This window comes from Bradyrhizobium sp. KBS0727 (assembly GCF_005937885.2).
Lineage (GTDB): Bacteria > Pseudomonadota > Alphaproteobacteria > Rhizobiales > Xanthobacteraceae > Bradyrhizobium.
The window spans coordinates 6000953-6027185 of record NZ_CP042176.1; the positions used below are offsets into that span (position 1 = coordinate 6000953).

14 protein-coding genes are annotated in these 26233 nt (G+C 60.3%); 5 read left to right on the top strand and 9 right to left on the bottom strand.

Annotated elements, in window-relative coordinates; translation table 11 throughout:
* Nucleotides 1-57 precede the first annotated feature (57 nt).
* The gene (locus tag FFI89_RS28085; protein WP_138830776.1) at nt 58-2841 is read right to left on the bottom strand and encodes a UPF0182 family protein; all 2784 of its coding nucleotides are present in this window, start codon (nt 2839-2841) and stop codon (nt 58-60) included.
* Nucleotides 2842-3339: 498 nt separating this feature from the next.
* Here FFI89_RS28085 and FFI89_RS28090 point away from each other — a divergent pair, with 498 nt between their 5' ends.
* Both FFI89_RS28090 and FFI89_RS28095 read left to right on the top strand, forming a co-directional pair.
* Nucleotides 3340-3555, top strand: a complete 216-nt coding sequence (locus FFI89_RS28090) for a hypothetical protein (protein WP_138830777.1) — start codon at nt 3340-3342, stop codon at nt 3553-3555.
* A gap of 272 nt (nt 3556-3827) precedes the next feature.
* Entirely contained in the window at nt 3828-4046 is a 219-nt protein-coding gene (locus FFI89_RS28095; RefSeq protein ID WP_138830778.1) for a hypothetical protein, read from the top strand.
* 89 nt (nt 4047-4135) lie between these two features.
* Here the strand turns inward: FFI89_RS28095 and FFI89_RS28100 are convergent, their stop codons facing one another.
* Nucleotides 4136-4831 (bottom strand): response regulator transcription factor, encoded by a 696-nt coding sequence (locus FFI89_RS28100; protein ID WP_138830779.1) that lies wholly within the window; start codon nt 4829-4831, stop codon nt 4136-4138.
* A 479-nt stretch (nt 4832-5310) separates the two neighbouring features.
* On the opposite strand from FFI89_RS28100, the gene FFI89_RS28105 reads away from it, so the two are divergent.
* Entirely contained in the window at nt 5311-6213 is a 903-nt protein-coding gene (locus FFI89_RS28105) for a response regulator transcription factor (protein WP_138830780.1), read from the top strand.
* Between the two features lie 435 nt (nt 6214-6648).
* Nucleotides 6649-7962 (top strand): polysaccharide biosynthesis/export family protein, encoded by a 1314-nt coding sequence (locus FFI89_RS28110; RefSeq protein ID WP_138830781.1) that lies wholly within the window; start codon nt 6649-6651, stop codon nt 7960-7962.
* Between the two features lie 84 nt (nt 7963-8046).
* Here FFI89_RS28110 and FFI89_RS28115 read toward each other — a convergent pair whose 3' ends face one another.
* From FFI89_RS28115 to FFI89_RS28155, 7 genes are all read right to left on the bottom strand, one after another.
* Nucleotides 8047-9477: an HlyD family type I secretion periplasmic adaptor subunit gene (locus FFI89_RS28115; RefSeq protein ID WP_138830782.1), complete on the bottom strand. Its 1431-nt coding sequence runs from the start codon at nt 9475-9477 to the stop codon at nt 8047-8049.
* Nucleotides 9464-11587, bottom strand: a complete 2124-nt coding sequence (locus tag FFI89_RS28120) for a type I secretion system permease/ATPase (protein WP_138830783.1) — start codon at nt 11585-11587, stop codon at nt 9464-9466. The genes FFI89_RS28115 and FFI89_RS28120 overlap by 14 nt, the downstream gene beginning before the upstream one ends.
* 98 nt (nt 11588-11685) lie before the next feature.
* Nucleotides 11686-21435, bottom strand: a complete 9750-nt coding sequence (locus FFI89_RS35080; RefSeq protein ID WP_246669278.1) for an Ig-like domain-containing protein — start codon at nt 21433-21435, stop codon at nt 11686-11688.
* A gap of 211 nt (nt 21436-21646) precedes the next feature.
* The gene (locus FFI89_RS28140) at nt 21647-22660 is read right to left on the bottom strand and encodes an SDR family NAD(P)-dependent oxidoreductase (RefSeq protein ID WP_138830784.1); all 1014 of its coding nucleotides are present in this window, start codon (nt 22658-22660) and stop codon (nt 21647-21649) included.
* Between the two features lie 11 nt (nt 22661-22671).
* Complete coding sequence (locus FFI89_RS28145) at nt 22672-23370, bottom strand: sugar transferase (RefSeq protein WP_246669279.1); 699 nt, start codon at nt 23368-23370, stop codon at nt 22672-22674.
* Nucleotides 23367-24503 carry a DegT/DnrJ/EryC1/StrS aminotransferase family protein gene (locus tag FFI89_RS28150; protein ID WP_138830785.1) on the bottom strand — a complete coding sequence of 379 codons (1137 nt, stop codon included), beginning with the start codon at nt 24501-24503 and terminating at the stop codon, nt 23367-23369. Before FFI89_RS28150 ends, FFI89_RS28145 begins: the two co-directional genes overlap by 4 nt.
* 73 nt (nt 24504-24576) lie before the next feature.
* Nucleotides 24577-25296, bottom strand: a complete 720-nt coding sequence (locus FFI89_RS28155; protein WP_138830786.1) for a sugar phosphate nucleotidyltransferase — start codon at nt 25294-25296, stop codon at nt 24577-24579.
* Nucleotides 25297-25812: 516 nt separating this feature from the next.
* Between FFI89_RS28155 and FFI89_RS28160 the strand changes: the two genes are divergently transcribed.
* A complete protein-coding gene (locus FFI89_RS28160) occupies nt 25813-26112 on the top strand; it encodes a hypothetical protein (protein ID WP_138830787.1) in 300 nt (99 codons plus the stop codon).
* The last annotated feature ends 121 nt before the right edge of the window (nt 26113-26233 follow it).

A 26233-nucleotide genomic window follows, 5' to 3' on the forward strand; every position in this document is an offset into this window, starting at 1 on the left:
GCGAACCGGCTTCCACCCACGGATCAAGTCCGAGGGCATGCTTCGCTCGAAAACGCTCTAGTGGCCGGTGGATGGCCGGTTCATTTTCTCCAAAACGTCGCGCATGGCGTCGAACTCCGTACCGAAGCCTTTCCAATCCCCGGATTTCAATCGCTCCACGGCCTGATTGTAGCGATCGAGCGCCTCGCGCGCCTGGGTTTCCGCCGGACCTGCAGGGGGCATCCTTTCTCTCGTGCTTGAGGCAACCGGAGCGGTACCAGACTCCGTGAACAGCGCTGACAACGCCTCGGCAAGCGTCTCCTTCATCACCACATGTTCACCGTAGGCCGCGATCACACGTTTTAGCTCCGGCAGATGCCCCTGCTCCGCTCGCAGATAGAGCGGCGATACGTAGAGGATTGAGTTCTCGATCGGGATCACAAGCAGGTTGGCACCGCGGATCACCCGCGAGCCCATCTGGTTCCACAGCGTGATTTGCTGGGAGATCTCGGTACTCTGGTTGATCCGCGCTTCGATCTGGAACGGCCCGTAGACGAGCTTCTCTTTCGGAAACTCGTAGACGATCATCTTGCCGTACTCGGACCCGTCGCAGCGCGCGGCCAGCCACGCGATCATGTTGTCACGGCGGCTCGGCACCATCGGGAGCATCAGGAAGAACTCGGCACGCGGCTCTCCGGGCAGCCGCATGATGATGTAATAGGGTGCCATCATCGCGGTGCCGCCGCCGCCCGGCTGGCGCGGAAACTGCCAGAGATCCTCGCGATTATAGAAAACGTCGGCCGCCTCCATGTGGTAGGCCTGGTACAGCCGCGCCTGAATCAGGAACAGGTCCTCCGGATAGCGGATGTGGTTCTGCAAGTCTGCAGGCATGGCCGTGAACAGTTTGAACAGGCTTGGAAAGATGCGCTGGTAGGTCGCTGCAACCGGATCGTTGCCGTCGATCAGATAGAAGTCGACGGTCCCGTTATATGCATCGACGACAATCTTCACCGAATTGCGAATGTAGTTGAGGTCGATGTCCGGCGCGGGCTGCGCAGAGGGGAAATAGGAACTCGTCGTGTAGGCGTCCTGCATCCAGAACATGCGCCCGCTGCTGATAACGAGGTATGGATCATGATCGAGCCTGAGGAACGGCGCGATCGTGCGTACCCGCTCCTGGATGTTGCGCCGGATCATGATCCGGCTGTCGGTCGTGATGTAGCTTGAGAGCAGCAGGTTGGGGTCGTTGAAGTAGTATGCGAACAGCATTCTGTTCGCCAGCGCTCCGATCGGAACACCCCCGGCACCGTCGTAGGCCGCATAGACGTTGTCTTTCCCCTTCGGATAGTCGAACTCCGGTACGCTTCCCTTGACGATGACGTAGCTGTCGCTCTCTTCGCCGTAGTAGATGCGCGGCTCCTGGATCTTGGGACCTCCGTCGGCAACGGGAGGAATATCCCGCAAATAGAAGAACGGCAGGCCTTCAGTGCTCTTGCGGGTGACCGGGCTCATCACCGCGCCGTTGCCGTGGGTAAACAGCACGTGGCGGTTGACCCATGTCTGCGCGTTCGGCGGCAGCAAGGAAGGCCGTAATTCGCGGGCCGAGAGCATCACGCTTTGGTAGGATCCATCGAGCCAGTAACGGTCAACGTCAAGATCATGGAATTTATAGTAGGTGCGGATCTCCTGCAGCTGCGCGTAGGTATCCGACAAGGGCAACCAATCCCACAGCCTGATATTTTCAATCGTCGCCTTGTTGGCTTCCAGGGTGTCGACGGAGAGCTTCTGTTCGGCCGCAAACGGCTTGGCTGAGATCTGATCGAGATTGTATGCCTTCCGGGTGAGTGCGATATTGCGTTCGATGTAGGGCTTCTCGAGCTGCAACTCGCTCGGTTTGACGAAAAACTGCCGGAACAGCACAGGAACTGCACCGGACAGCACAAAGGAGCCGATGGCGACGAGCACGAAGGCGGCGGCAGGAAGCCAGTAGGTACGCACCCGGAGATTCGCCCACGCGGCGAACGCCGCGATAATCGAAAGCCCGAACAGTAGCCACAGAGCGGGTATCCCCACATGGATATCGGTGTAGCTCGCGCCGACCACCACACCGTTGTCGGCATAGAGCAGCAGATAGCGATCGAGAACACAGGACCAGGCCTTCACCGCGAAGAAGATACCGAGCAATGCCGAACCATGAGCGATCACGGTCGGTGATACCGACCGGTGGTGAACGTCGTATTCGATGTCGCCGTGTACCCAGTAGATCGCTCCGGCGAATAGCGCGCCCAGAACGAGCGTCAGCAGCATCCAGTTCTTGATGAGGATATAGACGGGTAGCGAGAAGAGATAGAAGCCGATGTCCTTGTTGTAGAGCGGATCGTCGGCGCCGAACGGCACTTGATAGAAGAACTGCAGGAAGACGCTCCAGTTACCGACCTCCGACGCGGCGACAAACAGCGCGAGCAAACCGCCGCCGCCTGCGATGATCCGGGACCATCGCAGTCGATCGCGCACCAGCGCAAGCAGAGCGGGGGGCGGCGTGCCCGAAGCCTGCCACACCGCGGCGGGTGCAACCTGTGTCGACTGCCGCCGGGCAAAGCGCACCGCGAGCCATCCGTTCAGCCAAAGCGGGAGCGCGGTTGCCGCAAGAACGGCGAAAAAGACGACGACCTTGGCGCCGATGCTCGTCAAAAAAATCTGAAGATAGCCGATCGATGAAAACCACAGCCAGTCGACCAGAAGGTCGCTCGCGAGGCCGAGCAAGCTCAGGCCAATCCCGATGGCGACGGCCACAATGATGAGGCTGACCACGGCGTTTTGCCCGGGCGCCTTCCGTCCGGGTCCGGCGATCCCGATCGTCATGATCCAATAATAGCAGAACCGACGAATGGTTGCCGCCCTATTCACGACGGGACGATGCCTTATCGCAGAGGCCACAGGCGCTTGAAGCTCTCCGCCACCGTGGGACGCATCTCAGAGCAGGCAACGGGATGACCGGCGCGCTCGCGACCGCTTTCCGATCGCACGCGATAGTTGGGCCTTGATCGAGGCCGGAGGGCCAGCTCGAAACTCGTCGGGGTCAGACGCCCCTTGAAATCGAATCTCCCGGATTTTCTGCTCTCTCTCTGAACTCCATAAGAGATTGGACTGCCAAGTGAATTTTGCGTGAGCGAGCCAAACCGTTCGCGGCCCGGTCCGACCGCCGCCACGGCGGCCCGCCAGGGCGATGGGCGCCGCGATCCCGACCTCCTGCGAGTGAAGGATGACTTCGCCCGGCTTGCTGCTAGCGTTCGTCCTTTCGGCGGCTCAAAGGAGCTCTCATTGCCCGGAAGAGACCCGCTTCCCCGCTGCGACTATCGCATGGACCACCAGGCGGCAGACGCTGGCAAGAACTACGACAAGACGTTTGAAGCGGGCTACGGCGCGGCGCTCTGGCAAAGGATCGAGAAACCTCTGCTTGAAAGCTATTTGCGTTCACTCGGCTGGCGTGATGGCTCGCCGAGAATTTTATCGTCGTGTCGCGAAAGCGATCGACCGGAGGGCGCCGTTAGCCAACCGCCGGGCGCACGTCGCTAGCGTCGCTACAGCGACGCGCCGACGGCAATCCAGATCGCAAGAGCAATGCACCAGACGATAGCTGTATATGACAGAGCAACGCGCATTTGCTTACCTGTTCGAACGACGTGAAGCCAGCACGGATGCACAATAACGCCAGTTTGCGTTTACCCGATTCTGGCCCGCGCGCGAATACCTCCAACGAGGTACTTCGGCTGCTCTGCATCCAGCAGAACAAGTTGGTGTGCTAGAATAGCGCCGGTATTGAATCGATTGCCGCGTGGAATGGCACAATGAAGCCCGCACTTTCCATTGGCGTTCGCGTTCGGATGAGCGCACTTGGTGCGTTACGCTGTTCACGTCTGGCAGAAAAAACCGGAACAATCGTCGGAGGGAGCGTCTACGTTAACAGCGTCAGCGTCCTGTTCGACGGAAACAAATCGCCGACCACAATTCATCGTGAATACGTTGAAGCGTTGCTTCCCGCCATGGACACGACACGGGATCGCTAGGCGACGCCGCGCTGAAAACCAGAATTCACCGCCGCATACTGCGCGATACAGCGCCGGCGTTCGACGGCCCTTTCCGTTCCTGCCCGCACCTAGTCCGACCAGATGAGCCCTTCCGGTTTGTCCTCCGATGGAATCCCGCGCTCGTTCAGCGAAATTGCCAGCGCCGCGAGCATGGTCCGGTTGGAGATTTCGAGCTTCTGAAAGATGTGATGGAGATGCACCTTGATAGTGCCGTCAGTGATGTCCAGCCGTCGCCCGATTTCCTTGTTCGACAACCCCTCGGACACCAAAAGCATGATCTGCTGCTCGCGCTCCGTCAGCCCCGCCAGCGCATTCTCCGCGATCGTACCTTGCTCACGAGCTGCCGCTCGCTCCGATGAAGGCGACAGTGAAGGCGACGGCAATAGCTGTCGACCCGCCGCGATCTGGCGCAACGACTGCACCAGAACTTCAGGCGTCACTTCCTTTGAAATAACGCTGTGGCCATTCGCCGCAGTCGCCATCATCACCCGCGCGAGTTCTTGATCGGATGCGGTGAAAACGACTGGCCGCGTGGGAAGACCTTCGGAATTGATGATGGAAAGGATGTTCAGCCAGGTCACGTCGGACATCGAGGCATCGAGGATGGCGATATCCGGCGCAAACTTCCGAAGCGCTTCGACACAACTTGCACCGTCGCTGCAACGTGCCACGATATTGAAGTCGGAGTGGTCCCTGAGCGCGCTGCTCAAACCACGCAGAACAATGGGATGGCGGTCTGCAATCACGACGCTGGCACGACGCATGGGCCGGTCCTCAGCCTGTCGCCCCTAACAACACAAACCCCGCGCGGCTCCGCTTGTTTCATGTCTAATCTAAACAGGTTCGAAACAATTTTCTATCAATTCATGCCGCGGCGCACAAAAACGGTTAACGCGCGTCCTACCGTTCTGAAGTTCCCTCGCAACGACACGTTGCACTTAGGTACCGACATCCTTCCGGCGCGAACGAACGTTCTATAACGAAAGGTATATAGGGATACGGGCAATTCAACTCTAAAATTCCACAAAAGCGTCATATTTTCTGAGCCCTCGCGATCTGCCTACCCGACATCCCGCGAACGAAGGAAAGCAAGGTTCACAAATTCGAGGTTCCTTGAAATCCGCCAACGAAAACCCTGTGAACGAAGGAGCGCAGACTGACTGACCAAGCCCAACTGGTAGGAGTTAGTAGGAATTTAATTGCGTAGGGCCTGGAGAGAGTAATCAGGGGCCAGGAGAGTAAAATGTCTAGGCAACAATCTTTTTCAACGGTTCTCATTGGAAGATGTGTTTTAATCAGGGAAGGAATAGGCAGAATCCTGCGGGCAGCAAATATTCGCACCTCGGCTTCAGTATCGTGCGCTGATGATTTGCCGCCGGGCAAGCTCCTACGCCACCAATTGCTGTTTCTCATTGTCCACGCCGGCGATGATATCGACGTCGCCCTTGAACAGATCGAACTGTTGCGGGACAACCATCCGGGCGGGCGCATTGCAATCGTGGCCGATCACTATCGGCTAGACGACGTGGCGTCTGCATTTCGAGTAGGCGTCAACGGCTATTTCGTCGACGTCATGACGTGCGATCTATTCACCAAATCTGTTGAACTGGTGGCGATGGGGGAAACGATCTTTCCGCCAGCATTTCTGACATTCGCTCTCGCTCCCGAACGCCTTCTCGTCGCTGAGGCGGCGCGGCGCGACGAAACTGCGCTGATGCTCTCCAGGGCCAAGGACACGATCGCGCCGCAGCTTTCTCCGCGGGAACAATCGATTTTGCAATGCCTGATCGAGGGCAACTCCAACAAGGGCATCGCGCGAAAGATCAATATCGCCGAGGCGACGGTAAAGGTTCACGTCAAGGCGATCTTGCGCAAGATCCGGGTGCAGAACCGGACACAGGCGGCGATTTGGGGGATGAACAACGGATCACCACGACCGGCAAACGACAGCTTTTCGCCCTCAACCGCCAAGGTGACCAAGGGACTCCCAAAGCCCCTCGAGGTGATCTCCGAAATCAGGCAAATCGAGGCACCGGTACCGCTAGGCGTGATCAATCACGAAGCAAATCACGTTGCGGTGTCCGATCGCCTGATCCGCGAGGGCATCAACCGAAGGACTCATGGAACGGTACGGTCCGGCAAATAACCGGCGGTCGCGGCGTTCCGGTCACTTTCTTCACCGGCGGCAGCAGGATTTGAACGTGAGTAAGTCGCGACTATTAATGGTCACCGGATTGCTGTGCGTTCTGCCCGAGCTCTTGCCGACTCTCGACGCCGCGCAAGCCTACGAGGCGTCGGCGACGACGCGTGTCGCCATGACGCCGTCAATACCCTATCCCGGCTATCTTCAACCGGTGACTGACGCGGCCTTTGGGACTTTGACGGACCCAGGCCGGCAGATGCTGAGCGGGCTCTCTTGCAAGTCAGCTTATTGCACACTGATGATCTGCGTGTCCGGCAGTGAAGTTTACACACCGGCGGTTCGGTCGCAGATTTCGTCGCGCGCCTGTCGTGGCTGGAGCCAACAATGCTGAGATCATCAACGCAGCAATAACTCGCCATGACAGCTGGAGGGTGTACCATGCTCAACGTTCGATCGGCCTTAAGGGAGACGGCCTTGTTCGCCGGGCGCGCGTCGCACCTTGGCAAGAAGCGCGATGCGAGATCATTCCTGCTTGCCGCCGCTCTCCTGTGTTCGATCACGCCAGCAAAGGCCGAATATAAGTTGCATGTGGGAGACGTGATCGAGATCTCCCTGGCCAGGCTCCCGGAACTCAAGCAACGCGTTCGCATTCAACTGGATGGAACTATCTCGTTCCCGCTGCTGGGGACGCCGCAAGTCGCGGGCCTGTCGCCGGCGGAGGCGCAGGCCAGGGTGCAGGCCCTGCTCGCGGCCAAGGTCTTTCGGCAACGAACGTCGGACGGACGTGAGAACTCGGTGACGATCGAGCCCGATGAGGTCACCGCAACGATCGTCGAATACCGGCCAATCTACATCAATGGAGATGTCTCCAGGCCCGGCGAACAGGCCTATCGCCCGCTCATGACGGTACGGCAGGCCATCGCCCTGTCGGGCGGTTATGACGTCGTGCGCCTGAGAATGAACAACCCGATCCTGGAAACTGCAGACCTGCAGGCCGAGTACGAGTCGCTTTGGACCGAATACGCCAGGGAACAGGCGCATGTATGGCGCCTCCAGCGCGAACTCGGACAGGGGACTACGGTTGACCAGAAGGCCTTGCTCGACGTGCCGGTTGCCCGGTCGACGGTGCTGGCGATCGTCAACGTTGAGGCTGAGCATCTCAAGACCCGCCAGGCAGACGAGAAGGCTGAAAGAACATTCCTTGAGCGCGGCATCGTTCAGGCTGATGAACAGATCCATGTCCTTTCGGAGCAGCTAAAGACCGAAGACCAGGGAGCCCAGGCCGATATCGAAGAGCTGGACCGGGCCAAGGAACTCTTCAACCGAGGTACCTTGACAGCGGTTCGCGTCAGCGACGCACGTCGCGCAATGCTGCTGTCATCTACCCGTAAGCTGCAGACCACCGCACAACTGATGCAGACCAAGCGGCAACGGGATGATTTTTCGCGACAGATCGAGCGGTTCGACGGCCAGCGCAGGAGCGATGTGCTCCGGGAGCTGCAGGACGCTACTCTGGCTCTCAGCAAAATCCGCTTCAAGCTGCAGAGCACCGGCGAAAAGCTTCAATATACCGCCCTCGCCAAGTCACAGCTTGCACGCGGATTTGGCAACAAGCCCGCGATAACGATTGTCAGAAACGGCGCCAAGGGCAGTGAAAATCTGATCGCGAACGAGGAATTCGAACTTCAGCCGGGTGATGTCGTCGAGGTTGCCTTGCGGGATGCTCCAAGCGCAGATCTGAGCGGTCAATAGCGTCGAACAGAGAATGCTGCTGATCCCAGGCTGAACCAACAACGACCACCCTCCATCAGGCCAAGGCTTGCGTACGCTCCGAGGCTATCTCTCTCGCAACACTTCCTGGTTATATCGCATCAGAGGCGAAAGCAGATAACTGATGATCCGCCGCGAGCCGGTCTTGATCTCGACCGTCACCGCCATTCCGGGCGACAGCTGGACGGGGCGCCCCTCGATCTCCATCCCGCTTCGGTCGAGGCTCACGCGCGCAGCATAGACGAGTTCCTGGCCCTTGGGTTCACTCGACGCGCTCTCCGCGCCGACGGGCTGGTCCCTCGCCTTGTCCTCATGTCTGTCGCGCGTGATGGCATCGCGCGAAATGCTGAGCACCCGGCCATGCAGCAGCCCGTAGCGGGTGAAATTGAAGGTATCGATCTTGATTGCGGCGTCCTGTCCGGGGACGACGAAGCCGATGTCACGGTTCAACACCATCGCCTCGATCTCGAGATTGGGGTCGAGCGACACTACGGCTGCGAGCGCCTGAGCCGGCGTAACCACGCCTCCGATCGTGTGCACCGCCAATTGTTGCACGACGCCGTCAACGGGTGCTCTGAGGACCTGCTGCTTCGCCTTCTGTTCTCCCTTAATCACGTCTTGGGCGAGACCCGCGGCCCGCTGCTCTGCTTTGGCGAGATCATCGTAGAGCGTGCGGCGGTACTCCGCTTCCACTTTGAACCTGGCCTGAGTGAGCCCTGCCACCGCGGCCTCGGCCTCACGCAGCCGGCTCTGCTGAACAAGGACGTCATGCTGCTGGCCGACAAGGTCCTGAAAATCGGTGAGATAGGTTATCTTGGAACCGATCTCCTTGTCGTAGAGATATTTGCGTACGTCCACTCGCTCCTGCAGCAGCGGGATCGTTGCGCGGAGCTTGCCGATCGTCGCCGCAATCGTCTCGCGTTCCGCGTCCTTCTGCGCCAGTTGACGGTCGATTTCCGCCAGTTTCGCGGCATGTTCGGCCGTCTGGCTTGCCAGAAACTGACGATGCATCTCGACCTGTTCCTGGCTGGCGCCCGCTGGCGGTGTGAAGTCGCCGAACGGCTTGCCGCCCGTCGCAAGCGCCGCCCGCGAGCGCGCAATGTCGAGCCGGGCGACGATCAAATCGCCTTTCAAATGTTCAAGTTCGGCGACATTGATGGTCGGATCCAGTTCGATCAGCACATCCCCGGCCTTGACCGTTGCGCCATCGCGCACGTGAATCGCGCGTACCACCCCTGTTTCTGCCGGCTGGATCACCTTGGTTCGTCCATTTACGATAATCTTCCCCGGTGCGGTCGCGACAACGTCGACCTTGCCCAGCGACGCCCACGCCAGCGCCGCGCAAAACAGCGAGATGATGGTCAAGCCAATGGCGCGGCCGACCGGCGAAGGCGGCGTCTCGACCACCTCGAGCGCGGCCGGGAGAAAGGCCGTCTCGTAGTCGTGATGCCGTTGCGGCCGACCCGGGAACTTGATGATTTTCTTAGCGACCGTCATTGCCACCCGCCTGCAGCAAATGGAGGTTGGCATAGCGCCCATTGGAACGGATCAGTTCGTCGTGGGTGCCGTCCTCGACGACGCGGCCACGCTCGATGGTGATGATGCGGTTGGCCCGGCGTACCGCGGAAAGCCGGTGAGCGATAACGAAAACGGTGCGGCCTTCACAGATCCGACGCATGTTATCCTGGATGACGCGCTCACTCTCGTAATCGAGCGCGCTCGTGGCTTCGTCGAAGATCAGGATACGGGGGTCGGTCACCAGGGCGCGGGCAATCGCGATGCGTTGTCGTTGACCGCCCGAAAGGCTGCACCCTCGCTCGCCGACGATCGTGTCATATCCCTCGGGAAGTTCGAGAATGAACTCATGCCCGCCGGCCAAGGCGGCTGCATCGACGATCCGTTGCATGGACATCGCGGGATCTGCCAGCGCGATGTTCTCGGCGACGGTTCGATTGAAAAGCACGTCTTCCTGCAAGACAATGCCCACCTGTCGCCGCAGCCAGGCGGCATCGGTCATCGCAAGATCGACACCATCGATGAGGACGCGGCCAGTCTCCGGCAAATAGAGGCGCTCAAGGAGCTTCGCGAGCGTGCTCTTGCCCGAGCCCGACGGGCCGACAATGCCGACGATCTGCCCGGCCGGAACGTGGAAGCTGACGTCGTGCAGGATTTCCGGTCCATCGACGCGGTAGCGAAACCCGACGTGGTCGAACGTAACAGCACCGCGGATCGGGGGGAGCACGGCACGACCGACGCCGATCGCGGGCTCCGGGCGGGTGTTGAGGATATCCCCCAGCCTCTCGATCGAGAGGCGGGCCTGGTGAAAGTCCTGCCAGATCTGAGCGATGCGCAGAACCGGCATACTCACCCGGTTCGCCAGCATGTTGAAGGCCACCAATTCGCCGACAGTAAGACTGCCTTCGATCACGAGCTTCGCACCGAGAAACAAAATGGCGACCGTGACCAGGTGATTTACCAGTTGAACGGCCTGGCTGGTGACATTACCGAGGCTGATGACGCGGAAGCTTGCGGACACATAACCGGCCAGCTGCTCCTCCCAACGCCGGCTCATCTGCGGCTCAACCGCCAACGCTTTCAACGTCTGGACGCCGGTGACGCTTTCCACCAGAAACGCCTGGTTCTCCGCGCCGCGCCGGAACTTTTCATCCAGCCGGCTGCGGAAAAGCGGAGTGGCGATCGCTGAAATACCGATATAGAAAGGGAACGCGCCGAGAACGACGAGCGTCAGCACGGGCGAGTAGATGAACATCACCGCAAGGAACACGGCCGTAAACAGAAAATCGATGACAAACGTCAGCGCCGAGCTTGTCAGGAAGTTACGGATATTCTCAAGCTCATGGACGCGGGCAACGGAGTCGCCGACACGGCGGGTCTGAAAATAGATGAGTGGCAGCGCCACCAGATGGCGATATAGACGCGCACCAAGCTCGACGTCGATGCGGTTTGTCGTGTGGGAAAAGAGGTAGGTGCGCAAGGCGCCGAGCGTTGCTTCGAAGACTGCGATCACCGCAAGACCCAGGACCAGGACTTCGAGCGTGCTCAATCCACGATGCACGAGAACCTTGTCGATAATGACCTGGAAGAATAGCGGGCTGACAAGCGCGAAGACCTGCAGAAAAAACGAGGCGATCAGCACCTCGCCCAACAGATGGCGATATTTCTGAATGGCGCCGAGGAACCAGGTGATGTCGAACCGGCGGGAAAGATCGGAGAGCGGGGCGCGGCGCGCCATCAGGACCAGACGACCGTCCCAGAGCTCCTCGAATTCGGCACGCGTTAGCTGGAGCGGGCGGGGCGCCGAGGGACGCTGAACCAACACCTCGTCGCCCTCCGCCCTGCCAAGCAGGAGAAAGCCGCCATCATTGAGGGCCGCGATCGCCGGCAAGGGCACGCGGGCAAGACGCGCCCAGTTCGTATTGATCGTACGTGCTTTAAGTCCGAACTCCTTCGCGCACCGAAGCATCTCCGTGATGCCGACACGCCGCGTGCCCAAACGGTGACGAAGCTGCTCCTCCTCAGCGGCGACACCGTGCAGTCTGAGCAGCAAGACAAGGGCGAAAAGCCCGGTTTCCTCCTGCGACGTCATCTGCTGGCCTTCCTGTGTGCGAGCGGGCTGGAGAACGGTGATCTATCGCGCCGCATCCGTCCGCATCGTTTCTCTCCACTTCGTCCAGTGATCAGAGCTCAGCACTGTGGTCTGGTCAGAAACTCCTGATCCCCGGGCCACGCTTGCTGCGGAGCCGGCCAGGAGGTCTGGCACACGCCGGCCGCGCCCCCGCAGGATCGGGCAGCCATATACTGATCGAGCAACCCTGCGAGCGTGGCGTATGGCGACGGTGCCGGGCCGCCTGCCGGCGCGTGATCGAGCGACCTGAAATCCGGAACCGCAAGGGCCGGATTGTTCGATAAGATCGATTGCTGCGGGCTCGATGTGATCACCGGGGGATCGGTGACGACGATGGTTTGCACCGCCGAGGTTGCCGCTTCACCTGACGTCGTATTGCTCGCCGCGAGGGTAAGGTTGTTCACCGGGTGATCGGAACCAGTATACGACGAATGCAGTGTCAGGCCGCTGTTGACCTCGGCGGCGCTCAAGGTGACCGAACTGCCGCTGAAGATTGACTGATCAAGATTGTCGGTGATCGTCTCGTAGCTGGTCAGCCCGCCGATCGTCACAGACACTGCGTCATCCGCATCGACCGGTGTGACCTGGACGCCCAACGGAACGGAGCCTCCCGCGGCAACAGTCAGCGCCGTATTGCTGATCGTAAGCGTCGGCGCCTCCGCCAGGGGTTTGACCTCGATCTGGGCGACGGATGTCTGCCACCAGCTATTGGCGACATACTCATTCGACACCCAGAACGAATGCGAATTCGCGGGATCGGCGATCGCCGTGGAATAATTGCCCCACGGTTGCACACTAGCGCCGTCGCCCGAGTTGAAGAAGCCGGTGCTCGCCTGATACAGGATGGGGGCGCTGAACGAACCGGGCGGATCGCCGCTCTTCTGATAGGCATAATAGTCGCCCGGATACATGTTCGGGCCGCTGGCGGTGAAATTGATGATGACGTCCCCTGCCCCGTCGACGGCGATCGAGCCGTTGAAGGTCGCGACATTGCTGCCGAGCGAGGTGCCGGAAATGTCGCCCTGCGCCACCAGGGTTGGGCTGTTCGGATTGCTGACATCGATCTTGAACCAGTGCACCAGCGGCACGCTGGATCCGATCGGCTTCTCCTCGGCGACGCCGTAGAGGAAGCCATTCGCGTAAACTAGGCTACGGGCTCGCCTATCGCCGGCGTCGAGCAGGAGGCTCGTTCCCAGTTGCTGGGCCGTATAGGAGCCGCCCTGATCGATATTGCCGAGCCCAATGGTGCTGATGGGCCCGAACGTGTTGGTGGCCGCGTCGTAGGTCTGCAGCGTGAGGACGATCTGGCTGCCGCTGCGGTAGTCGCTTGCGTAATAGGCTTTTCCATTGCTGCCGGCCACGACGGCGAAGGTGCCCTGGCTTGACGGAAGGAGTTCGCTCGCGGTGACGGTCGGCGTACCGCCGTTATAGATGCCGCCGCCCGCGCCGGCCGTATCGCCGATGACCCAGCATTCCGTTCCGGGGGAGCCGGAGACGTTGACGTTGTACTGGGTCGCAGTGATGTAGATGTTCGTGCCATCGACCGACAGCGTCGGGCTGTCGGCCGAGGTCAACTGACCGTTGATTGTGAGCGACGTGTTCAGCGCAGCGAAATACCAGCCATCATTGGGATTGGAGTCCTTGGACACAGCAATGTCGATAGTGCTGATAGTGCGGCCCGACGCACTGTTGTCCATGATCGCGATGTAGCGCTGATTGACGCTGTCATACACACAGCGCGGATGGTGCAGCGAGGTGTCCGCCGCTGCCCCGAGCGGGGCGTAGAAGTTGTATACCGATTGCAGGGTTGGCGATGCGCCGGCGAGGTTCGTCCATTCGATCCGCGACGCTTCCATCATGACGACGTAGTTCGATCCCACCGCGAGACCGTTGTTCGGTGGATAGGTGCTTGAGGAAGGGCCAGAGAACAGTGTGTCAATCTCCGATGAACTCGGCGTGGTCGTTATTGTTAAGGCATAGGCAGCCGACAAAGCGCTGGCGTCTCCCGCAGCATCGACAGCCTTCGCCGTAACGTTATGCGTTCCGCTCGCAAGCGTTGAGGTCGTGATGCTGAACGCGCCGGTTGTGGCATTCGCGAGGCCCGTGCCCAGCACGGTGGTGCCATTGGTGTCGTACAGCGTCACCGTATTGCCAGGTTCGGCATTACCGTCGATTTTGACTTGCGTGAAGTTGGTGATGCCGTCGCCCTGCGTGCCGCTGTCGGTGGACGGATCGAGCGAGAGGCCGGTCGGCGCCGGCGGCGGGTCCGTATCGATAGTGAGCTGATCGGCGGCCGACGCCACGCTGGTATTTCCGGCGGGGTCGCTCGCCTTCGCGCTGATGCTGTGCGTGCCGTCCGCAAGCGCCGAAGTCGTGATGCTGAATGCACCGGTCGTGGCATTGGCCGTTCCGGTGCCGAGCACGGTGATCCCGTCGGTGTCGTACAGCGTCACCGTATTACCGGGCTCCGCGGTGCCGTCGATCTTCGCTTGCGAGAAGTTGGTGATCCCGTCGCCCACCGCGCCGCTGTCGGTCGTGGCATCGAGCGCGAGCCCGGTCGGCACCGGCGGCGCGTCCGTATCGATGGTGACCTGATAGGCGGTTGACGCCACGCTGGTATTTCCGATTCCGTCTGTCGCCCTCGCACTGATGCTGTGCGCGCCGTCCGCAAGCACCGAGGTTGTGATGCTGAATGCTCCGGTCGTGGCATTGGCCGTTCCGGTCCCAAGCACGGTGGTGCCGTTGGTATCGTACAAGGTAACGCTGCTGCCAGCTTGGGCGGTGCCGTCAATCTTGACCTGCGCAAAGCTGGTGATCCCGTCGCCTACCACGCCGCTGTCCGTCGTCGCGTCAAGCGACAGGCCGGTAGGGGCTGGTGGCGCGTTGGTAGTAATGGTTAAGGCATAGGCAGCCGACAAAGCGCTGGCGTCTCCCGCAGCATCGACAGCCTTCGCCGTAACGTTATGCGTTCCGCTCGCAAGCATTGAGGTCGTGATGCTGAACGCGCCGGTTGTGGCATTCGCGAGGCCCGTGCCCAGCACGGTGGTGCCATCGGTGTCGTACAGCGTCACCGTATTGCCAGGTTCGGCATTACCGTCGATTTTGACTTGCGTGAAGTTGGTGATGCCGTCGCCCTGCGTGCCGCTGTCGGTGGACGGATCGAGCGAGAGGCCGGTCGGCGCCGGCGGCGGGTCCGTATCGATAGTGAGCTGATCGGCGGCCGACGCCACGCTGGTATTTCCGGCGGGGTCGCTCGCCTTCGCGCTGATGCTGTGCGTGCCGTCCGCAAGCGCCGAAGTCGTGATGCTGAATGCACCGGTCGTGGCATTGGCCGTTCCGGTGCCGAGCACGGTGATCCCGTCGGTGTCGTACAGCGTCACCGTATTACCGGGCTCCGCGGTGCCGTCGATCTTCGCTTGCGAGAAGTTGGTGATCCCGTCGCCCACCGCGCCGCTGTCGGTCGTGGCATCGAGCGCGAGCCCGGTCGGCACCGGCGGCGCTGTTGTATCGATTTGCAGAATACCGGCCGGATTGTAGTTGGTGGCGCCCGACAGGTCGGCGGCGTTGCCAACTCCGCCCCGGATGGTCGCGCCGTTCAGGTTCAGGGCCGACACAATCAGGTCCGATGTATTCTGACCGGAAGCGACGGTATAATTGAAGGTTAGCGCGCTGGTGCCAGACCCCCCGGAATACGTGGCGCTGCCGCCATCGTTGAGCGCGAGCGTCGGTAAGCCCGCCGTGGTGTCGACCGTGACAGCTGAGCTGAAATTGACAGTCAGCGTGACCACCTTGCCCGCGTTCAAATCGCCGCTGCCACCAATGATGCCGGGGCCGGAGGTCACGATCGACGCTACCGTGGTTGAGCCGGAGGACTTAACCCCGATCTGGGCGACCGAGGTCTGCCACCAGCCATTGGCGACATATTCGTTGGAAATCCAGAATGTATTCGGATTGTTGGGATCGGCGATCGCCGTAGAATAGATGCCCCAGCGCTGGACGCTGGATCCGTTGCCGGAGTTGAAGAAGCCGCTGCTCGCCTGATACTGGATCGGTGCACTGAACGAACCGACTGGATCGGTGGCGCCCTGGAAGACGTAGTAGTCCGATGGATACATGTTCGGACCACTGGCGGTGAAATTGATGATGACGTCCCCTGCCCCGTCGACGGCGATCGAGCCGTTGAAGGTCGCGACATTGCTGCCGAGCGAGGTGCCGGAAATGTCGCCCTGCGCCACCAGGGTGGGGCTGCTGGGATTGCTGATGTCGATCTTGAACCAGTGCACCAGCGGCACGCTGGATCCGATCGGCTTCTCCTCGGTGAGGCCATAGAGAAAGCCGTTGGCGTAGACGAGGTTCTGGATCCGCTTGTCGCCGGCATCCAGCAGAAGGCTCGTTCCCAGTTGCTGGGCCGTATAGGAGCCGCCCTGATCGATATTGCCGAGCCCGATGGTGCTGATGGGCCCGAACGTACTGGTGGCGACGTCATAGGTCTGCAGCGCAACGACGATCTGGCTGCCGTTGGAATAGCTCGAGGCATAGTAGGTCTTGCCGTTGTTACCGGCCACGACCGAGAAAACGCCCTGGCTGGACGGGATGAGCTGGTTCGCGGTGACGGTCAGCGTACCGCCATTGTAGATGCCGCCACCAGGGCCCGCGGTATCACCGATGACCCAGCATTCCGTTCCGGCGGAACCCTGCGTCGCCGTGATGTAGATATTAGTGCCGTCGACCGACAGCATCGGGCGGTCCGAAGCGGTCAACTGGTTATTGATCGTCAGTGCCGTGTTCAACGATGCAAAATACCAGCCGTCGTTCGGATTGGAGTCCTTGGAAATCGCCATGTCGATGGCGCTGACGCCGCCGGACGCGCCATATTCCATGATCACGATGTAGCGCTGATTGATGGGGTCGTACGCGCAGCGCTGATCGTACAAGCCACCCGTCGGCGAGAGCGACGAGAAGAAATTGTAGGTCGACTGCAGCACTGGCGATCCGCCGGCAAGATTCGTCCATTCGATCCGCGACCCCTCCACCATGACGACATTGCTTGGCCCCACGGCAAGGCCATTATGCGGTGGATAGGTGCTCGTGACGGAAGGGCCGGAGAATTCAGTGTCGATTTGTGAGGATGAGGTCCCTGGAGGATCTGTAACGACGATCGTTTGCGCTGCCGACGTTGCCGCTTCACCCGACGTCGTATTGCTCGCCGCGAGATTGAGATTGTTTACCGGGTGGTCCGAACCAGTATACGATGAATGTAATGTCAGGCCGCTGTTGACCTCGGCAGCGCTCAAGGTGACCGAACTGCCGCTGAAGATGGACTGATCAAGATTATCGGTGATCGTCTCGTAACTGGTCAACCCGCTGATCGTGACAGACACCACGTCATCCGCGTCGATGGGCGTGACCTGGACGCCTAGCGGGACGGAGCCTCCCGCGGAAACGGTCAGCGCCGCATTGCTGATCGTAAGCGTCGGCGCCTCCGCCACGTCGACCCCGACCTGGGCAACCGACGTTTGCCACCAGCCATTGGCGACATATTCGTTGGAAATCCAGAATGTATTCGGATTGTTGGGATCGGCGATCGCCGTAGAATAGATGCCCCAGCGCTGGACGCTGGATCCGTTGCCGGAGTTGAAGAAGCCGCTGCTCGCCTGATACTGGATCGGTGCACTGAACGAACCGACTGGATCGGTGGCGCCCTGGAAGACGTAGTAGTCCGATGGATACATGTTCGGACCACTGGCGGTGAAATTGATGATGACGTCCCCTGCCCCGTCGACGGCGATCGAGCCGTTGAAGGTCGCGACATTGCTGCCGAGCGAGGTGCCGGAAATGTCGCCCTGCGCCACCAGGGTGGGGCTGCTGGGATTGCTGATGTCGATCTTGAACCAGTGCACCAGCGGCACGCTGGATCCGATCGGCTTCTCCTCGGTGAGGCCATAGAGAAAGCCGTTGGCGTAGACGAGGTTCTGGATCCGCTTGTCGCCGGCATCCAGCAGAAGGCTCGTTCCCAGTTGCTGGGCCGTATAGGAGCCGCCCTGATCGATATTGCCGAGCCCGATGGTGCTGATGGGCCCGAACGTACTGGTGGCGACGTCATAGGTCTGCAGCGCAACGACGATCTGGCTGCCGTTGGAATAGCTCGAGGCATAGTAGGTCTTGCCGTTGTTACCGGCCACGACCGAGAAAACGCCCTGGCTGGACGGGATGAGCTGGTTCGCGGTGACGGTCAGCGTACCGCCATTGTAGATGCCGCCACCAGGGCCCGCGGTATCACCGATGACCCAGCATTCCGTTCCGGCGGAACCCTGCGTCGCCGTGATGTAGATATTAGTGCCGTCGACCGACAGCATCGGGCGGTCCGAAGCGGTCAACTGGTTATTGATCGTCAGTGCCGTGTTCAACGATGCAAAATACCAGCCGTCGTTCGGATTGGAGTCCTTGGAAATCGCCATGTCGATGGCGCTGACGCCGCCGGACGCGCCATATTCCATGATCACGATGTAGCGCTGATTGATGGGGTCGTACGCACAGCGCTGATCATACAAGCCGCCCGTCGGCGAGAGCGACGAGAAGAAATTGTAGGTCGACTGCAGCACTGGCGATCCGCCGGCAAGATTCGTCCATTCGATCCGCGACCCCTCCACCATGACGATGTTGCTTGGCCCCACGGCAAGACCATTATGCGGCGGATAGGTCGACGTAACGGAAGGGCCGGAGAATTGCGTGCCGATCTCCGAGCTGCTCGCTGCACTTGTCTCCGTCACTGCATAGGCGATGGACGCCGGACCGGTATTGCCGGCTGCGTCCGTTGCCCTCGCGGTGATGCTGTGAGTTCCGCTCGACAGGACCGATGTCGTGATGCTGAATGCGCCGGTTGTGGCGTTGGCAATGCCCGAGCCGAGCACCGTCGTGCCATTACTGTCGTACAAGGTCACCGAGCTACCGGCCTCGGCCGTGCCGTCAATTTTGACTTGTGTAAAGTTGGTGATCCCGTCACCCAGCGTGCCGCTGTCCGTTGTGCTATCCAGTGACAGTCCCGTCGGCGCGGCTGGCGCAATCGTATCCACCGCCACCGCATACGCGGCCGACGCCGCGCCGGTGTTGCCGGCCGCGTCCGTTGCCTTGGCAGTGATGCTGTGGGTTCCGTTCACCAGCGCCGATGTCGCGATGCCGAATGCGCCGGCTGTGGCGTTGGCAATGCCCGAGCCGAGCACCGTCGTGCCATTACTGTCGTACAAGGTCACCGAACTGCCGACCTCGGCCGTGCCGTCAATTTTGACTTGTGTAAAGTTGGTGATCCCGTCGCCCGGCGTAGCGCTATCCGTCGTGCTATCCAGTGACAGTCCCGCCGGCGCAGCGGGCGCGATCGTGTCCACCGTCACCGCGTACGCGGCAGACGCCGCGCTGGTATTCCCGGTTCCATCTGTCGCCTTGGCGGTGATATTATGCGTTCCGTTCGACAGTGTCGACGTGGTGATACTGAACGCACCCGTTGTGGCATCGGCAGTTCCCGTTCCGAGTACGGTGATCCCATCCGTATCGTACAGCGTCACCCTGCTGCCAGCGGCCGCCGCGCCGTCAATCTTGACCTGACCAAAATTGGTGATGCCGTCGCCCGTGGCACCGCTGTCGGTCGTTATATCGAGCGACAGCCCGGTCGGCGCCGGCGGCGCTGTCGACGTCACTGTCACAGAATATGCAGTCGACGCCGCGCCGGTGTTGCCGGCTGCATCCGTTGCCTTCGCAGTGATGTCGTGAGTGCCGTTCGACAACGTCGAGGTCGTGATGCCGAACGCGCCGGTCGTAACGTCTGACGCCCCGGTGCCGATGATGGTGGTCCCGTTCGAATCGTAGAGCGTCACCATGCTGCCAGGTTCCGCCGTACCGTCGATCTTCACCTGTACGAAGCTGGTGCTTCCGTCACCCAGCGTGCCGCTGTCCGTCGTCGGGTCGAGCGCGAGGCCGGTCGGGGCTGCCGGCGCGGTGGTGTCCACCGTCACCGCATAGGCAGCCGACGCCGCGCCGGTGTTGCCGGCCGCATCCATTGCCTTGGCGGTGATGCCGTGCGCTCCGCTCGACAGCCCCGAGGTCGTGATGCTGAACGCCCCGGCCGTGGCATCCGCAGTGCCGGTACCGATGACGGTGGTGCCATTCGTATCGTACAATGTCACCGTGCTGCCGGGCTCAGCCGTACCGTCGATCTTCACCTGTACGAAGCTGGTGCTTCCGTCACCCAGCGTGCCGCTGTCCGTCGTCGGGTCCAGTCCGAGACCGGTCGGCGCTCCCGGCGCCGCGGTGTCGATCGTCACCGCATAGCCCGCCGACGCGGCGCTAACGTTGCCAGCGGCATCCGTCGCTGTCGCCGTGATGTTGTGGGTTCCGTTCGACAGGGCCAGCGTCGAGATGCTGAATGCGCCCGTCGTGGCGCCGGCGACTCCCGTACCAAGTACCGTGCTGCCATTCGTGTCGTACAACGTCACCGTGCTCCCGGGTCCAGCCGTGCCGTCGATCTTCACTTGCGAGAAATTGGTGATTCCGTCACCAACCGTGCCGCTGTCCGTCGTAGTGTCGAGCGTTACGCCCGTCGGAACCACCGGCGCGGCGGTATCAATGATCAGCGTGCCGGCAGGATTGAAATTGTTTGCTCCTGTGAGATTGGCGGTGTTTCCCGCAATATCCTGCACCATCGCGCCATTTAGGCTAAAAGATGCTACCGTTAGGTCGGACGTGTTCTGCCCGGCCGCAACAGTATAGCTGAAGGTCAATACGCTGGTGCCGGAACCACCGGCGTAGGTCGCAATCCCACCATCGTTCAGCACCAGCGTCAGAATGCCGCCCGCCGTATTGACGGTTACCTTCTCGCTGAAATTGACCGTCAATGTGACAACGCGGCTTGCATTGAGATCGCCGCTGCCGTTTGTGATGCCGGGGCCCGAGGTCGCAATGGAGGAAACCGTTGGCGCAACGGTATCAATCGTAATCACTTGGCTGCTCAGCAGTGAAGCGCCGCTGGTCGTTCCGTCGGTCAGACTGATCGCATATGTTCCATCGGCAAGCTTTGTACCGGTGAAATCAAAGCTCCACCCTGTTTGCCCCGGAGACAACGCCAGCGTTCCGATGAGCGTCCCTTTGCCACCATTGAGCGAGCCGTAGACGCCGCCGGATATCCAGATCCCAAGCGTACTGCTTCCGCTATCCCTAGTTGAGCCACTGAACACCAAACTATTGTCATCAGTGATGAAATCGCCAACGCTACCGGTGTCTGTTGTGATCCCGGTCAGAGAAGCCTTCTTGACCGACAGCACGGCGGGATACGTCGCCATGCCCTCGACCGTCAGGGGTGGTCGCACGTCCCGTGCACTGTCAAGGGTCCAGCTGCCGCCCACGCCGGCCGCGCCTACAAGCTTCGTCGCGGCCATGACCCGCGCTGCGGTCGCGCGCGCTACCCTCTCGATGAACGCCGCCCCACGCTCTCCCTCACCCGTACGGCAGCTCCACAGCAATAGCTCGCCATCGCTGCTGAGTGCCTTTCCGATCGCGGCAAGATCTTTCCAATCCTTCCCAAGCGTCTCCAACGCGAGTGCACGGGATCCAAAGCTCACCTCGCCCGGTCTTCCGTGCGCGATGACGTGGATGGCTGTGAGATCTGTTCGGTACTGAACCGCCGCCGCCATCTCCCGCACTGCCGGCTCGTCGCCCGAAAGCAAGACTGGTTCGAGCTGCGGTCGAAGCCCTGCAAGCAATGTGGTGAGGTCGTCCACGTTACGGTCGATGAAAGCGATCTCGCGTTTGCTAGGGGGCATGAGACTGGCCCTTACGACGAGGTAGTTGCATGAGGGACTTCAGATCTGGGAGCCGGCAAATACTCAAACCGGAGCCCCGGGGCTTTTGCGGTCGTTGCTATTCAGTAACTCCTCATCATCCCGGGCTTGCCAGCCGCCAAGGACCAGTAAACGGCTTGCGCGGCAAGTGTGCCGCAGCGCGGGCTAACTCGCGTACGCCTGAGAGGGGCCGTCACGTGATGAAGTCCATCTGTCGGCGGACCTTCTTGTCGGAAAGACGACAACGCCACCACTCGACCGTTTTTTCTAACCCTTCGCGCAGCTTGACCTGCGGTGACCATCCAGTCGCACGTACAAAGCGGGTGCAATCAGCGAGCAACGCTCGTACCTCCGAATTCGGCGGCCGCAGACGCTTGTCCTCTTGGAGCACAGGCTTGCGGCTGAATGTCAGGTCGATGATGACGTCGATCAGATCGCCGACCACGATCGCCCGCTGACTGCCAGCGTTATATGCATGGCCGTATTCCATGCTTTCTGCGAGTCCGGCAGCCATGAACGCCGCTGCAGTATCCGTAACGAACGTGAGATCGCGCACGGTCGTCGCGTCGCCGACCATGATCGCGGAGCAGGAAGGATCAAGCGCCTGCCGGATAATGGTGCCGATGATCGCTCTCTCACTTTGTCGTGGCCCGAACGTATTGAATGGCCGGAGGATTACGACCGGTACGCCGAACGACCTAGCGAATGCCTCCGCCATCATATCCGCGGCTATTTTGGAAGCTGAGTATGGCGACTGTCCCTGTAGCGGATGGGATTCATCGATCGGCATTGTCAGCGCGGTGCCGTACACTTCGCTTGTCGATGTCTGCACTATCCGCTCGGTACCGTGTTGCCGTGCCGCTTCCAGAACGTTCAAGGTGCCGAGTACGTTCGTTTCCACATAAGATTGCGGTGCGACGTACGAGAAGGGTATCGCGATCAGTGCCGCGAGATGAAAAATGATTTCCTGGCCCAGCACGAGGCGATTGATGAAAGCTGCATCGCGGACGTCGCCACGGACGAGATTGACTTTCCCTCGGACCAACTCCGGCAAATCGTCCAGCCAACCGTAGCTATCGAAGGAATTGTATTGAGCAAGGGCGGTCACTTCGGCACCTGCTGAAACGAGAGCTTCTGTCAGGTGTGAGCCGATGAAACCGTCCGCTCCTGTCACCAAGACCTTGGCACCAAGGTAGTTCGTAGCCATCGATGTCCGCCTCATTTTGTGTTTTCGTTTGGCTGACCTCCAGGAGCGGTTTCGATCCGCGACCCCGCCGCGATCGCCCACGCTGCTCGAAAAATCCAGCCAAGATCGGAAACAAGTGTCCGGTTCGGGAAATAGGCGAGGTCGATTGCCGCTTTAGCCGGGAACAGAACTTGTCGATAGAACTCCACCGCAGCGACACCGGCGGGGTAGAGCTTGCTTTCATGACGAAACATGACCTGACACGGCCCAAAAATGCCGGGCTTGTGCTCGTGAAGCTTCTCGAACCCGTTGCGGAAACAATCGATGAAAGCAAGCGACTCTGGCCGCGGCCCAACCAGCGACATATCACCGCGCAGAACGTTCCAGAGTTGCGGCAGTTCGTCCAGCTTGCTTACGGCAAGGACGCGGCCGATCGCTGTTAGACGGTCGTCTCCTTCGACAGTCAACGGACATCCGCGGTCGTCGCAATCCGGTCTGAATTTGCGAAATTTGTACATCCGGAACGGCCGTCCATACTGTCCAAGACGAAGCTGCGAGAACAGGATCGGTCTTCCGCTTTCGATCCATATTGCAAGTACCACGATCAGCATGAGGGGCGCGAGAACCAACGCCGCCGTCCCGGCACAAAGAATATCAAGAGCAGGCCGCAAGCCGATTTGCATCCCGAGGGATGGTCTGGAGAACTGGTCCGCAGCGTTGTGCATGCTCATGCGATTCTCTCCACCGAAGCCCCCGCACACAGTGCGGCTGTGAGAGATCTCACGACGAACTCGACGCTGCCCGGGATCATCCGGGGATGGAGAGGTAGCGTGAGCTCCCGTCGGGCAAATTCCTCGGTTCGCGGCAAATAGGACTCTGGGTAGAGATCGTTGTAATACGTCAGGCGATGCACAGGGGGATAGTGAACGGTAGTCTGAATGCCTCGCTTGCGCAGCCGATCGATGACGGCCTGCCGACCGATTGCGGTCGGAAGCACCACCGGCATCAGATGATGTGCCGATGGCCATGAATTCGTGAATGGAACCATTACCGATGGGCAGTGCTCCGCAATGAGCTGGCGATAGCGCAGCGACAGACGTCGCCTGACGTCATTCCATTCCGGCAATCTTTTTAGCTGTACCAAGCCAAGGGCGGCTCGCAACTCGTCCATACGGTAGTTGAATCCCAGCATCGTCACATCGTAGTCCGGGCTGCGGCTGGCGAGGCGCTGCCGTGTGCCGCTCGTCATGCCATGGCATCGTGCTCGCCTGATGGCTTCCCTCAATGGGCGGCTGCGGGCAATGATTGCGCCTCCCTCAGCGGTCGTGATGTTCTTATTGCCATAAAAGCTGAATGCCGCCGCCTCGCCGAAGGTCCCGGCGACAGGCAGCCCCGGCGCGTGCGCGGCGTCTTCGATCAAGAGCAAGCCCTTGCGGCGAGCAAAGGACTGCCAGGCGTCATGATTTGCCAGATAGCCGCCAAAATGTACGATTATGACGGCCTTGGTTCTCGCGGTGCACTTGGCTTCGGCTTCATCCAACGACATCAAAGGAACTTCCGGCGACGCGACGTCGACGAAGACCGGCTGTGCCCCTACGTAGAGCACGCTATTGGCAGTGGCGACGAAAGTCAGCGATGGAACGAGAACTTCATCGCCCGGTCCAATGCCAAGCGCGTGCAAGATCAGGTGGAGCGCTGAGGTACATGAACTGACGGCGATCGAATCCTCGGCTTCATGCAGGCGAGCGAACGCCAGCTCGAATTCCCGGACCCGGTCTCCCATCGTAACCCAGCCGCTGTCGATTACTGCGGCAAGAGCTGCTTTCTCCTCCGCCCCCAAAATTGGCTCTGATACCAATAGCATATTCTGGTCTCCACTCCCGACCTGGGCGAAACGTTGGACCGGAAAGACCAATCTCCGCGCATGCGGCACTGCTTCAAGCAGCGATGGTTGGCGCGAATGCGGGCGACTGCTCGTCCCATGCGACATCCTGAGCCTTGAGGAAGTCATCCACCCGGCCGATGTCGAGCCACATGCCGTTGTGCTTGAACACGTTCACCGGCATGTCGTCCTCCAGCATCTGGTAGATCAAATCGTCAAAGCCGAATGGAACGCCCGACGGGATGCGTTCGAGTATGGCGGGATCCATGCAATAGATACCCATGCTGACGAGATGCGACAGCTCAGGCTTCTCGCGGAATTCGGTCACACGACCGTCGGTCTCGTCGATCACGCCAAAGTCCATTTTGGTGGGGCGTGTCGCGGTAGCGATGGTGAGAGTTCCGTGATGTCGTCGATGACAGTTCACGAACTGGTTGAGATTGAGATCGGTAAGCACGTCGCCGTTAAGAACCAGGAACGGTGCGTCGAGGTGTTCGCGCAGGAGTGACAACGGACCGATCGTTCCAAGCGGTTCGACCTCCTGGGTGTACGTGATCCGCATGTTCCACTGATTACCGTCGCCGCAAACGCTGCGAATGAGGTGACCCAGGTATCCAGTCGTGATGAAAACGTCCTTGATGCCGTTTCGTCTGAGCCATTTGAGCAATAGCTCAAGCACGGGTCGCGCTCCAATCGGCATAAGTGGTTTTGGCAAAATGGATGTGTGCGGCCGCAAGCGCATGCCTTTTCCGCCGCATTGGATGACAGCTTTCATTTGCTTCTCCCGTATAATTTTAATAATTTTATCGTATTGCTCACCTTACTCATTACTCACCGCTCGCGTCCGACTGGCCACATCTGACTGAAATGTTCGCACCGCGAGCACGCTTCAACATGGTCCTCAAGTCAATGCGGCTCCTCAACAATGCTCGATGTTAGCTGGCTCGCCATCCGCGCGCATGGCTAAGGCGCATTACCACCCGCTCGCCGCGGGCGGCGGCTCGCTCGTTGCGCTACATCGAAGTGGGTAGCCCATCAACGGATTCCGATCGCGATCATGTCGAGCATCGCGGTCTCCTATACCGAAATCTTGACGGAGCGATACCCGGAGTACCGATGCGCTTACGTGAATGCGTCGCAATCGCGCGAAAGCTGCCGCACCTGTTCCCGGATCATCGACGCAGTCCGACGGGTTTCAGTGCCGCGCATATGCGCGCATATGAATGGCTTTTCGGCTCGCGGACCTGCAACTCCGCGGGCTTTTCTGCGCGCTGCGATCGGAGCTGGCAATATGCCAGCCTGCCTCCGGCCCGGGGGCAACTCATCACCGCGTCAGCCGTCGGGCGAATACCCCGTTCTGGGTACCCCGCAATGCATCGATCCTTTCCAGGCCGTTGTTGGTAACGTTTTCTTCCTGGTGCTGCATCAATGCCGCCACCGCGCGCTCCGCCGGTTGGCGGCGCACACGACAGCGATGACCATGTTTCAGAATCGCGATGACCAGACGTTTTTCCAACGCTATGCGGTGATCGGCAGCGCTGTGATAGTGATGCTCGGTCGCGCGCTGGCAACTTCTCTAATTCGGCAATGATTAAGAGGGATCCCGGCCTTGAACCCGACCCCTGCTCTGTATTGGAGGCGAGGGCCACAATCCTCGCCTGCCGTGCTTTCTGGCGCCTTACAACCGGAATACGCGAGACCTCACCTGGGCG

What these genes read in the sequence shown, in the direction of transcription:
- FFI89_RS28120 (WP_138830783.1), bottom strand. Translation starts at nt 11,587, where the DNA reads ATGACGTCGCAGGAGGAAACCGGGCTTTTCGCCCTTGTCTTGCTGCTC.
- FFI89_RS28100 (WP_138830779.1), bottom strand. Translation starts at nt 4,831, where the DNA reads ATGCGTCGTGCCAGCGTCGTGATTGCAGACCGCCATCCCATTGTTCTG.
- FFI89_RS28140 (WP_138830784.1), bottom strand. Translation starts at nt 22,660, where the DNA reads ATGGCTACGAACTACCTTGGTGCCAAGGTCTTGGTGACAGGAGCGGAC.
- FFI89_RS28150 (WP_138830785.1), bottom strand. Translation starts at nt 24,503, where the DNA reads ATGCTATTGGTATCAGAGCCAATTTTGGGGGCGGAGGAGAAAGCAGCT.
- FFI89_RS28095 (WP_138830778.1), top strand. Translation starts at nt 3,828, where the DNA reads ATGAAGCCCGCACTTTCCATTGGCGTTCGCGTTCGGATGAGCGCACTT.
- FFI89_RS28105 (WP_138830780.1), top strand. Translation starts at nt 5,311, where the DNA reads ATGTCTAGGCAACAATCTTTTTCAACGGTTCTCATTGGAAGATGTGTT.
- FFI89_RS35080 (WP_246669278.1), bottom strand. Translation starts at nt 21,435, where the DNA reads ATGCCCCCTAGCAAACGCGAGATCGCTTTCATCGACCGTAACGTGGAC.
- FFI89_RS28145 (WP_246669279.1), bottom strand. Translation starts at nt 23,370, where the DNA reads ATGAGCATGCACAACGCTGCGGACCAGTTCTCCAGACCATCCCTCGGG.
- FFI89_RS28110 (WP_138830781.1), top strand. Translation starts at nt 6,649, where the DNA reads ATGCTCAACGTTCGATCGGCCTTAAGGGAGACGGCCTTGTTCGCCGGG.
- FFI89_RS28160 (WP_138830787.1), top strand. Translation starts at nt 25,813, where the DNA reads ATGCCAGCCTGCCTCCGGCCCGGGGGCAACTCATCACCGCGTCAGCCG.
- FFI89_RS28085 (WP_138830776.1), bottom strand. Translation starts at nt 2,841, where the DNA reads ATGACGATCGGGATCGCCGGACCCGGACGGAAGGCGCCCGGGCAAAAC.
- FFI89_RS28155 (WP_138830786.1), bottom strand. Translation starts at nt 25,296, where the DNA reads ATGAAAGCTGTCATCCAATGCGGCGGAAAAGGCATGCGCTTGCGGCCG.
- FFI89_RS28115 (WP_138830782.1), bottom strand. Translation starts at nt 9,477, where the DNA reads ATGACGGTCGCTAAGAAAATCATCAAGTTCCCGGGTCGGCCGCAACGG.
- FFI89_RS28090 (WP_138830777.1), top strand. Translation starts at nt 3,340, where the DNA reads ATGGACCACCAGGCGGCAGACGCTGGCAAGAACTACGACAAGACGTTT.